Annotated in this window: 6 protein-coding genes and 1 tRNA gene; 6 read left to right on the top strand and 1 reads right to left on the bottom strand. The window is 55.9% G+C overall.

What is annotated here, in order from left to right; translation table 11 throughout:
- Positions 1–9 precede the first annotated feature (9 nt).
- The 5 genes from LKE88_RS05775 to LKE88_RS05755 all read left to right on the top strand — a co-directional run bounded on the left by LKE88_RS05775 (position 10) and on the right by LKE88_RS05755 (position 10187).
- Complete coding sequence (locus LKE88_RS05775) at positions 10–993, top strand: endo alpha-1,4 polygalactosaminidase (protein ID WP_105326003.1); 984 nt, start codon at positions 10–12, stop codon at positions 991–993.
- Between the two features lie 143 nt (positions 994–1136).
- Positions 1137–3656: a GGDEF domain-containing response regulator gene (locus LKE88_RS05770; RefSeq protein WP_276803021.1), complete on the top strand. Its 2520-nt coding sequence runs from the start codon at positions 1137–1139 to the stop codon at positions 3654–3656.
- A gap of 184 nt (positions 3657–3840) precedes the next feature.
- A complete protein-coding gene (locus LKE88_RS05765) occupies positions 3841–5514 on the top strand; it encodes a GGDEF domain-containing phosphodiesterase (RefSeq protein WP_276803019.1) in 1674 nt (557 codons plus the stop codon).
- Between the two features lie 313 nt (positions 5515–5827).
- Complete coding sequence (locus LKE88_RS05760; RefSeq protein ID WP_270441402.1) at positions 5828–7525, top strand: sensor domain-containing phosphodiesterase; 1698 nt, start codon at positions 5828–5830, stop codon at positions 7523–7525.
- Between the two features lie 172 nt (positions 7526–7697).
- Complete coding sequence (locus LKE88_RS05755; protein ID WP_276803018.1) at positions 7698–10187, top strand: GGDEF domain-containing response regulator; 2490 nt, start codon at positions 7698–7700, stop codon at positions 10185–10187.
- Between the two features lie 204 nt (positions 10188–10391).
- On the opposite strand, the gene LKE88_RS05750 is transcribed toward LKE88_RS05755, so the two are convergent.
- A tRNA-Val gene (locus LKE88_RS05750) sits at positions 10392–10468 on the bottom strand.
- A 216-nt stretch (positions 10469–10684) separates the two neighbouring features.
- Here LKE88_RS05750 and LKE88_RS05745 point away from each other — a divergent pair.
- Positions 10685–11266 carry a peptidylprolyl isomerase gene (locus LKE88_RS05745; protein ID WP_105325998.1) on the top strand — a complete coding sequence of 194 codons (582 nt, stop codon included), beginning with the start codon at positions 10685–10687 and terminating at the stop codon, positions 11264–11266.
- Positions 11267–11280 lie beyond the last annotated feature (14 nt).

The raw sequence follows: 11280 nt of genomic DNA, 5'->3' as shown, positions 1-11280 counted from the left end.
GGAGAAGGTATGCGTAAGAAAATTTTAGGCTGGCTGCTGGGAGGTCTCCTGACCTTCACAGCGGGCTGCGGGGAAGCAGCGGTGGCGCCGGAAGCGGCAAACCCGGTGAATCCCCAAACGGAAATGATCCAGCTGGCGGGAGAACTGGGGCAGTATGCCAAGGCAAAGCGGCCCGGCTTCCAGCTGGTGGGCAACGGGGCGGCGGGCCTTTTGGAGGTAACGCCGGACAACCCCAAGGAAAATGTGGACAAGCTGGTCCAAGCTTTGGACGGCTTTCTCACGGAATCCGTATTTTATACAGAAAGTGACCAGGGACCCCAGCCCCAGGAGAAGTCCATGCTGGAATTCCTAAAAGGGGTATTCGCCCTGCCCCAGAAGGCGGGGAAGGCGGTGTGGACCCTGGATTATATACCGGACCCGGAGCTGCAGGAAAAGGATGAGGCCCTGGGGCACAAAAACGGCTATGTAAGCATGGCCGTAGGGGATAGAAATCTGGCCCAGCTGCCCCAGGGACAGGTGCCCCGGGTAAGCAGCCGGGACATCCGCAGGGTGCAGGACGCAGAGAATTTTCTGTTCCTGCTGAATCCGGAAAATTTTGCGACTCGGCTGGACTATTTGACTGCCCTGCAAAAGACGCCCTACGACGCAGTGGTGGTGGATTTGTATTACGGGGATAAACCGCTGACTCCGGCAGAAACGGCCATGCTCCAGGACAAGCCCCAGGGCGGGCGGCGGCTGGTGTTGTGCTATCTGAGCGTAGGGGAGGCGGCGGACTACCGGCCCTACTGGCAGCCTGACTGGAAGACCAAGCCTCCGGACTGGGTGGGCAAACCCAACCCGGACTGGCCGGGAAGCTACCGGGTGAAGTACTGGCGGCCGGAGTGGAAGCACCTGCTGTACGGCAGCGACGGGGCCTATTTGGACCAGATTCTGAACGCTGGCTTTGACGGGGTGTTTTTGGATGTAATGGATGCATGGCAAACCTATAAATAGAATCACGAAACGTTGGCAAAGGGTACGCTTGCTATAGACAACGGGGATTTTCGTCTTTAAGGGGAGTGCGGCCGAGCAGGGAAGGAATTCCCTTCCCCCTGGCCGGAACCAGTTCCAGGGCTGCCTGGGAAGGGATGGAGAGTATGGCAAAGAAAAAATTTAAATTGCTGGCGGTGGGGGATAGTCCCAAACGCCGGGAACTGGCGGAGCTGATCCGGGATCAGTTTACCATTGTGGAAGCGGATACCGGGGCCCAGGCCGCAGAACTGCTCTGTCAGGAAAATCATATTGATGCCATTGTGGTGGTGCTGGCGCCGGGACAAGCGCTCCAGGACTTTCAGCAGCTCCACGACGATCCGGAGTACCATCGGATTCCCGTATTATTTGTGGTGCAGCAGGCCAGCTCCCAGAAAATGGAGGAGAGTTTCTCCTTTGGAGCGTTTGATGTAATGCCCCTGCCCATGGGGGACCCTTTTGTCCAGGCCCGGTTTGCCCATTTGCGCTACGCTTTGGAAAGTAAGAAAAACAGCGAGCTGCTCCAGAAGCTGGTGCGGCGGGCCATGAAGCAGGAAGACCCGGAGCAGTCCTTCCACTGCTTTTTGCGGTATGTGGGGCTGATGACGGGGGCGGAGCGAGCTTTTATTTTTGAAGGGCACTCCCGGGCTCCTTACGCCTGGTTCCGGAAGGATAACCTGACCACCCGGCTGAGAAGCGTGGCACCCCAGGATTTTAAGGCCATGGAAAAGACCATGGAAGCTTTGTTTGCCCAGTACGGCAGTCTGGCCATTGAGGATACGAGCCAGGTGGCCCAGGGCCGCAGGGAGACCCAGCAACTGTTCCGGAAGCTGGGCATACGGAATCTGGTGGCGTTTCCGGTGGAATTTCGTAATCGGCGGCTGTGCGTCATCTCCCTGGAGAATGTGCCGGAAAACCGGATCCGGGAAATGCGCCGGCTGCTGGAGCAGGCCATTACGCCGCTGATCATGCTGTTTGCCAACCGGAATACGGTGTTCCATCTCCGGGCCAACAGTGCGGTGGACCAGATGACGGGGACCCTGAATCGGAATGCTTTTGACCGGGTGAGTACTTCTTTGGAACCGGAAAAGAGCCTGGGGGTCATGTTTGCCGATGTGGACAATTTGAAGCGGGTAAACGATGAACAGGGCCATGACTGGGGGGACCGGCTGATCTGCGATGCAGCAGAAGCCCTGCTGCGGTTCCGCCATGGGGGCAACGTGTTCCGCATTGGCGGGGACGAATTTGTCATCTTGTGGCAGGGCCTGACGGAAAAGGACTTCCAGGACATTGGCCGGCGGCTGGAACGGCAGCTGGCAGAACGGAAGCTGCAGCTGTCCTTGGGCTTTACCTGGGCGCCGGATCCGGCCCAGGGGTTTGAAGCCATTCTGCGGCAGGCGGACCAAAAAATGTATGCCAACAAGCAGCAGCGGAAGGCCCAAGCGGAAAGCCCGGACACGCTGGTAAAGCCCTTTGAGCAGGCCCTGCAAAAGGGGGAATTTACCTTTGGCATTCAGCCGGTGGTGAATCCCCAGAACCGGAAGGTAATCGGCGGCGAAGCGCTGGCCCGGTGGGTCCGGGGCGGGGTGGTGCTGGAACCGGTACAGTTCCTGGAGGATATGGCCAAAACGTCCTTTATCTTCCAGCTGGACCAGTATATTTGGGAACAGGTGTGCAGGTACCAGCGGCAGCTGCTGAATCAGGGGATTCGGCCGCTGGCTTTATCTGTGAACATCCACGCCCGGGATTTTTCTCAGGGCGATGTACCCGGAACCATCCAGAAGCTGCTGCAAAAATACGGGCTTACCCGCAGGGAAATATTTTTTGAAATCCGGGAAGCGGAATACCGGTCGGATCCTTTGGTGCGCAGCGGGGCAGATGCCCTATATGACGCAGGGCTGGTTGTTTTTTTGGACGAGTTCGGGCTGGAGTACGATTCCCTGCAAACCCTGGGCAGCCTGAAAATCCGGGGCGTGAAATTCAGTTACCATCTGCGGCTGGATATTGGCGAAGACTACAAGCAGCAGATTATCAGCAGTATGCTGAATCTGGCGGAGCGCTACCGGCTTCTGGCGGTGGTGACGGGAATTGAAACTAGCGAACAGGACGAGTTTCTGGTCAAGAAGGGGTGCAACTGCGCCCAAGGGTTCTACTGGTATCATCCGATGAGCCCCCAATCCTTCCAGGCTCTTTTGGGCAAGGCGGATATGGTGCAGAATATGGAACGGCTGCTGATGGAACACAATGTGGGCAGCCTGACCGTGTACAGTCTGCTGAACGAGAATATTCTCAGCGAAACCAAGCTGAACAATTTGATTGGCCCCATGGCCATTGTGTCGGTGAAAAACGATGACAGCGTCGTGCGGGTGCGTCAGGTAAACCAGGCCTACTATAACCTGTTGGGCCAGGACGCCATGAGCCCGGAAAATTCCCAGCTGCCGGATATCCCTTTGGACCGGCGGGGAGAGACCCTGGTCAGCGCTTTCCGGAAAGCGGACAAGCGGCTGAGCAAGGGGCACGTCATTTCCTTCTATTACCGGGTGCCCCGGACTCAGGAGCGCAAGCACCTGGCAGCCAAAATTATTCCTATTGTGAAAAATCAGGAGTATCGGTATTATCTGGTACTGCTGCACAAGTACCGGCGGTAGGCCGGAATAAGCCGGTTATTTTTACTATAAGGTCTTTCTTTTATATTGAAATCAGTGTATAGTATATGCTAACAGAGTTAAAACTATTCTTTTCTGCAACTACTTGCAGAAGGCTCGCGGGCAAGAAGGTTTTTGCGCTGGCCATACTATATTGCGGCCCCTTTGTCTATTGAGGAGAATTGCTATGAATGCAAGCGAGCAAGAAAAAAACAAAAAAGAGCTGCTGGCCAGCTGTCTGGATCATTTACCCGGGGGTGTTCTCATCTGCGTGGAGGATCCGGAAGGCAGTATTTTATACGTAAATAAATATGTAATTGAGTTTATGGACTGTGCCACTGAGGCAGAGTTTCGTCAGCTGACGGGGGGCGTGCTTACCGGGATGGTCCGGCCGGAAGAACGGCGGGAGCTGTTCCAGGTGATGAAGCAGTTCCGGGAAGGCACAAGCACTTTTCAGCATATCCGCTACGCCGTGAAGACCCGCATCGGGCGGCTGCGCTACGTGGATGCCCTGGACTACCTGGTGGTGGAAGCCTCAGGAAGGCGGCTCCATTATATTTTCAATGTGCCGGGGGATGATCCGGTACTGAATCAGGACGCCCTGCCCGGGGTACGGAAGTTTTTTGACTATGCCAGGCAGCTGCCGGCGCTGATGCAGCAGGGAGGGAAAAATCCCAACCTGGCGGTGGTGGCCTTTCATGTGGACCATTATAAGATCTACTCCCTGAAGTATGGGGCAGCAGCTACGGAAAAACTGATCAGCCGCTGCGCGGCCATTCTTCAGGAAGTTTTTTCCGAAACCTTTCTGTTCAATTTATCGGAGGAACGGTTTGCCCTTTTGGCGCCGGTGAAGCAGCTGGAAGAAAAAATCCAGCAGGCCCATGCCAAAATGCGGGAAGAATATCCTGACCAGGTGGTGATGTTCTACTTTGGCAGCTACCTGCCCAGGATGGGCGGGGATGATATGTACCGTTCTCTGCTGTGGGCGGAAACGGCCTGCGACAACCTGCGGGAAAAGCCGGAGGAGTTTTACCAGGAAGCTACGGCTCCTGTCCGGGAAAAGGTGCAGATTCGCCGCTATGTGGTGAGCCACATTGATGAGGCGGTGGAGAAGGACTGGATTCGGCCGTATTATCAGCCCCTGGTCCGGGCCAAAACCTTGGAACTGGTCGGGTTTGAAGCTCTGGCCCGCTGGCAGGAACCCAGCTGGGGAACGCTTTTGCCCGATGCCTTTATTGGGCCTTTGGAAACGTCCCACCAAATCGACAAGCTGGATCAGCAGATGATCCGCTGCGTGTGCCGGGAGTACCGGCAGCGGGTGGACGCCGGCAAGCCGGTGTATCCGGTATCGTTAAACCTGTCCCGGCTGGACTTTTTCCTGATTAATGCCTTTGCCACCCTGGAAAAATATGTAAAAGAGTACCGGGTGCCCCGGAATATGCTTCGGGTGGAAATCACTGAAACTCTGCTGGTAGGGCAGGAAGGTCGGATGGCCGAAGAAGTGAACCGGTTCCGGGAAGCGGGCTACCAGGTGTGGATGGACGATTTTGGCAGCGGCTATTCGTCCCTGCATACCCTGAAAAGCTGCAATTTTGACCTGATGAAGCTGGACAAGGAATTTCTCAGGCCCTTTACGGAGCGGGGAAAGAAAATCCTGGAAAATGTGCTGGAGATGACCCGGCTTTTGTGCATTCGTTCCCTGGGAGAAGGGGTGGAGAACCGGGAGCAGCTGGAATTTTTCCGGGCCCAGGGCTGCGAGCTTGTGCAGGGGTATCTGTTAGGGGTGCCATTGCCCTATGAGGACAGTATTACGGCTTGCCAAAAGCGGCTGCAGCAGCTGCGGAAAGCAGGTTTGAAATAAACGTACAAGAAGGCAGTGTGCGGCTTGAGGGCACTTGCCAACAATGAAAATCGACTTTTCTTTTTGGATAAAATATAGTATATTATAATCCTGATAAAATAATTGCAAAGGGATTTGTTGAGCCCTTCAGGGTCTCATTCTAGGGCTTGCCAGGATAGAAAGGAGTGCGGGCAGCCATCCACAGGGATATTGTACAACTACAGGATAAAAGCAAGCAGAAAAGCGGCTTTTCCTGGAATCTTGTAGCAGACATTGTACGCACAACAGGGCTGCTGCCGCTGTTGCTGTTACCTGAAGCTGCGGAGGAAGAGACATGACAGATAAGGAAAACAAAAGGGGTATTGCCATCGCCCAGGGCTTGGACTGCATGCCGGGGGGCGTGGTCATTTCCCGGGAAACCGGGGAACTCCTGTATGTGAACCCGTATATGGTGGCCTTCTACGATTGTGCAAGTGAAGAAGAGCTGCGGGAATATCTGGCTGACAATATGTACACCATGGTACGGCCGGAAGACCGGGAAAGCCTGCGCCAGCGCCTCCAGAAGGAGGAAAAGGGCCGGGAGCTGTACTACCGGATGCGGTATACGGTGGTCACCAAAAAGGGCCGGATCCGCCACGTAGATGCGGTGGACCGGCTGGTGGTGACACCGGAGGGAGAACGGCTGCACTATGGCTTCAGCCTGCCCATGTCAGAAACCGGGGTGGAGCAGGATGCCATGACCGGCACCCGGCGCTTTTTGTCCTATGCCAGCCAATTTTTGGAGATGTATCAGGAAGGGATGGCCATGCCGGCCCTGAATCTGATTTTCTTTAATGTGGAGCGGTTCAAGCTGTACAACATCAAGTACGGCATAGAGGCAGGAAATCAGCTGATTGCCCGCTGTGCCGCGGTGCTGCAGCAGGTCTTTGCCAATGATTTTGTCTTTTGCATTGCGGACGACCGGTTCGCCATCCTGACGGATGCTCTCCGGGTCCGGGACCGGGTCCAGGAGGTCCGGGAGATTCTCCGGCAGGAATATTCCGACCGGGTGGTGGCCTTCCACTTTGGAGGCTACCGGATTATGGATCCCCGGGAAGATCTGCACCAGGCGCTGGACCGGGCCAGGATGGCCTGCGAAAGCATCCGGGGACGGTTGGACACCTATTTCTATGAATGGACCGACCTTATGGCCGGCCGTATGGCCATCCGCAGCTATGTGGTGGGACATATTGACGAAGCGGTACAAAAGGGCTGGATTCGGCCCTACTACCAGCCGGTGGTGCGGTTGGACACCCTGGAGCCCGTGGGCTTTGAAGCCCTGGCCCGGTGGATCGATCCGGAGCGGTGGCTGCTGATGCCGGCGGACTTTATCGGTTCGCTGGAGGATTCCCAGCAGATTGACAAGCTGGACCGGCATATGATTGCCTCTGTTTGCCGGGAGTACCGGCAGCGGGTGGAGGCCGGAAAGCCGGTGTACCCGGTTTCGATAAACCTGTCCCGGCTGGACTTCTTCCTGTGCGATGCCTATGAGGTGCTGGAAGAAAATACCCTGAAGTACGGGGTGCCCCGCAATATGCTCCAGGTGGAAATTACCGAAAGTCTGCTGCTGGACCAGGGCCTTCGCATGACGGAGGAAATGGAACGGCTGCGCCGGGCTGGGTACCAGGTGTGGATGGACGACTTCGGCAGCGGGTATTCTTCCTTGAATACCTTGAAAACTCACGATTTTGACGTGGTGAAACTGGACCGGATGTTTCTGGAGCCCTTTACGGTGAAGGCCCAGAAAATCCTGGCGGCAGTGCTGGCCATGAACCATGCCCTGGGGATTCGGACCCTGGGTGAAGGTCTGGAGACGGAGGAGGAATTGGACTTCTTCCGCCGGGAACACTGCGAGCTGGCCCAAGGCTATTTGCTGGGACGGCCCCAGCCTTACGACGAAAGTTTGGCGGAATGCAGCAGGAAATGCCAGGCACTGCTGGGCAAAGAGAAAGACAAAAAAGAAATGGCGGCAGGGCTGGAAAAGCCTGTCTGAGAATAGATTTAGAGAGAAAGCTGTAACAAGCAAGCTAAGTAGGATAGCAGCGCCTGTTTTGTGGGGAAACGGGCAGAAACCATGAAAACGGCAGGGGTGCCCGCTGGGCGGCTCTGCGTACCAACCGAGTGAGGTTACAAGGATGAGAGGGAATACTATTCGTTTATTATTGGTGGCCGATGATCGGCGCCAAGCCTGGCTGAAAGGGCTGCTGCAGGAGAATTTTCGCTTTCTGACAGAGTCCGATGCTGCGTCTGCCCTGGCGCGGCTTCACCAGGAACGCCGGGTGGATGCTATTATTCTGGCACCCACCCAGGGGCGGGGGCTTGACGCCCTGCGCCGGATGCACACAGATCCGGTGTGTCACCATATTCCGGTGGCTCTGCTGTTGGAAAATGCCAGTGCGAAAGAACAGGAAGAAGCGTTCTCCCTGGGTGCAGTGGACGTGATTTCCCTGCCGGCGGAGGATGACCTGATCCGGGCACGGTTTACCCATTTGAAATACGAATTGGAAAAACAGAATACCCTGCGGCTGCTCCAGCGGATTGTCCGCCGGGCCATGAAACAGGAAGATCCAGACCAGATTTTCCTGCATTTTCTGCGGTATTTGGGACTGTTTTCCCAGGCAGAAAAAGTGTTTATTTTTGAAGGGGATTCCCATGCCCCGTATTATTGGAGTACCAGCGGCGAGGCCGGGGTGGGGGAGCGGACGGTTCCCCAGCGGGATTACGCAGCACTGCGAGAGACCATTGATGGCCTGTTTGCGAAATACGGCAGTGTGTTTATCAGTGATTTGTCCCGGTGCCCGTGCGAAGATGAAAAAGCGCTGGCGGTGCTGACTTCCTATGGGCTCAAGAGCCTGGCGGCGCTGCCCATTTATTTCAACCACCGGCGGCTGTGCGTGGTATGCCTGGAAAACGTGCCCCGGGACCGGATGAGACCTACCCGGATGCTGGTGAGCCATTTGAAGACGTCCCTGATCATGATGTTTGCCAATCGGAACTCGGTGTACCACCTCCGGGCCAACAGTTCCATTGACCAGATGACTGGGGCCCTGAACCGGAATGCCTTTGACCGGTACAGCCAGACCATTGATCCGGAAGAAAGTATTGGGGTGCTGTTTGCGGACCTGGATAACCTGAAACAGGTCAACGATCAGATGGGCCACAGCTGGGGGGACCGGCTGCTGTGCGATATGGCAGAGGCTCTGATGCGCTACCGGTTTGGGGGCACGGTATTCCGCATAGGCGGGGACGAGTTTGTGGTGGTGTGGCAGGGCCTGTCCAAAGACGCTTTCTACGCCCTGGGCCAGCAGATTCGCCGGCATTTGGCGGAGCGGAACCTGAACAATTCCATGGGCCTGTATTGGGCCCCTGATGTGCGCAAGGGCTTTGATGCGGTGCTCCGGGCTGCGGACCAGCAGATGTACAATGAAAAGAGCCAGCATCGGCTGATCTGCCGCAGCACCAATAAGGAAGAAAGCCTGTTTGTGGAAGCTATGGCCAAGGGAGAATTTACGCCGTTTTTGCAGCCCATTGTGAATCCCCAGACCAATAAGATTATCGGGGCAGAGCTGCTGGCCCGGTGGATTCGGGGCGGGGTGATTCTGGAACCGTCCCATTTCCTGGACGAAATGGAACAGGACGCCTTTATTTTCCAACTGGATTCCTATCTGTGGGAAGAAGCCTGTAAGCTCCAGCGGGAACTGCTGGACAAGGGGCGGAAACCCATTCCGCTGGCTGTGAACGTCAATGCCAAGGATTTCTATTTGGGAAACGTCCCCCGGCTGATTCGGCAGCTATTGGAGAAGTATGACCTGCCCTATGAGCTGTTGATTTTAGAAATCAAGGAGCGGGATTACCGGCGCAACTCCCTGGTCCACAGCTGCGTGGACAATATGTACGATGAAGGGGTCTTTACGGTCATGGACCAGTTTGGCATGGAATATGATTCCCTCCAGGTACTGCCCACCTTGAAGGTGCGGGGGGTAAAGTTCAGCTGGAACCAGCGCCAGGATATTTCGGAAGAGTATAAGCAGAAGGTGCTGGAAAGTCTGATGAACTTGGCCGAACGCCAGGGGCTGATTGTCAACGTGGCTGGCATTGAAACCGCGGAGCAGGCCCAGATGGTGATCCGGCAGGGCGGCGGCTGCGCCCAGGGCTTCTACTGGTACCGGCCGCTGGAATGCCGGGCTTTCCGGAGACTGCTGGCAACGCCGGGGCTGACCCAGCCGCCCAAGGACCAGTCCATGCTGAGCCTGAACGTAGGAACGCTGACGGTGTACCACCTGCTGGCGGAGAATATCATCAGCGAGGCCCGGCTCAACGATATTATTGGGCCCATGGCCATTATTTCCGTGAAAAATGATGACAGCCAAATCCGGATGCGCCAGATGAACCGGGCGTACTACCGGCTGGTGGGGCGGTCCCCCCAGGATCCTTCCCTGAGCGTGGTGGACAACATTCTGACCGATGAACCGGGACAGGACCTGCTTACGGCCTTCCATCGGGCAGACGGCCGGCCGGACAGCGGCCATTTGATTTCCTTCCGGTATACCTGTCCGGGAGAATTGGAGCCCCGGCATTTGGTGGCCCGGATTCTGCCCATTGGTAAGAACGACCATTTCCGGTACTACCTGGTATTTCTGCACAAGTTCCGGTGAAAAAATTTTAGAAACAAGTTTTTGTACACTAACTTATATGTAGAAAACCCCTGTGGGGCTAACAGGGAAAGATACGCAAAAAAGGCATACTGCTCAAGCTGCTGGCGGCGAGAGCGGTATGCCTTTTTGTCCGGGGCGGGGTTAGGGGAGCGCCTTTCAGACGAAAAAAAATCCTGCCGCCGCAGCGACAGGATAAATTTTCAATGGTGGAACTAACTGGACTCGAACCAGTGACCCCCACGATGTCAACGTGATACTCTAACCATCTGAGCTATAGTTCCTTAAACAATGAGATAATTTTACCCGAAAGTGGCGTTATTGTCAAGGGCAATACGGGGTTTCCTGTTTCTTTTTTACCTTAGAAACGATATAATGATTACATATGCAAGTTTGCAGACTGCCGGAGAAAACGGCCGGAGGTCTTTTTTCCTGAGCCGCGGAAAGCCTGAAACCGGGCGGCTGGGCAGCTGCTGAAGACAATAAGGGAGGTATTCTCTATGTGGAAAAAATTTGTGACCCTGCTGCTGTTCGCCGTTTGTGTGGCAGTGGCTGCCTGCGGCAGTGCGGAGGCTCCCAAGGCTGCCAGCACCAAGGCAAATGCCAAACCCCAGCGGGTGCTTGCGCTGTTTGATACCAGTAAAGGAAAGTTCCAGGTGCAGTTAGCCACGGAGGCAGCACCCAAAACCTGCGCCAATTTCATCAAACTGGCGGAATCGGGCTTCTATAATGGGCTGACCTTCCACCGGGTGATTGATGGCTTCATGATCCAGGGGGGCGATCCCCAGGGCAATGGCACCGGGGGGCCTGGCTACACCATTCCTGATGAGTTTTCTGACCAGATTCGTCACAGCGGCCCGGGCATCCTTTCCATGGCCAACCGGGGCCCCAATACCGGGGGCAGCCAGTTCTTCATTACCCTGGAAGCCACGCCCTGGCTGGACGGCAAGCATGCGGCTTTTGGCCGGGTCGTCGAAGGCATGGACGTGGTCCAGGCCATTGGCAAGGTAAAGACCGATGCCCAGGATAAGCCGGTGGAACCGGTAATCATCAAGACCATTACCATCAAAACGCTGGACTAGACAGGAGGAGCGGA

Source organism: Acidaminococcus hominis (assembly GCF_022484025.1).
GTDB classification, from domain to species: Bacteria; Bacillota; Negativicutes; order Acidaminococcales; family Acidaminococcaceae; genus Acidaminococcus; species Acidaminococcus hominis.
The sequence above is the reverse complement of the archived record's forward strand: the minus strand, read 5'-3'. Positions and strand labels throughout refer to the sequence as shown.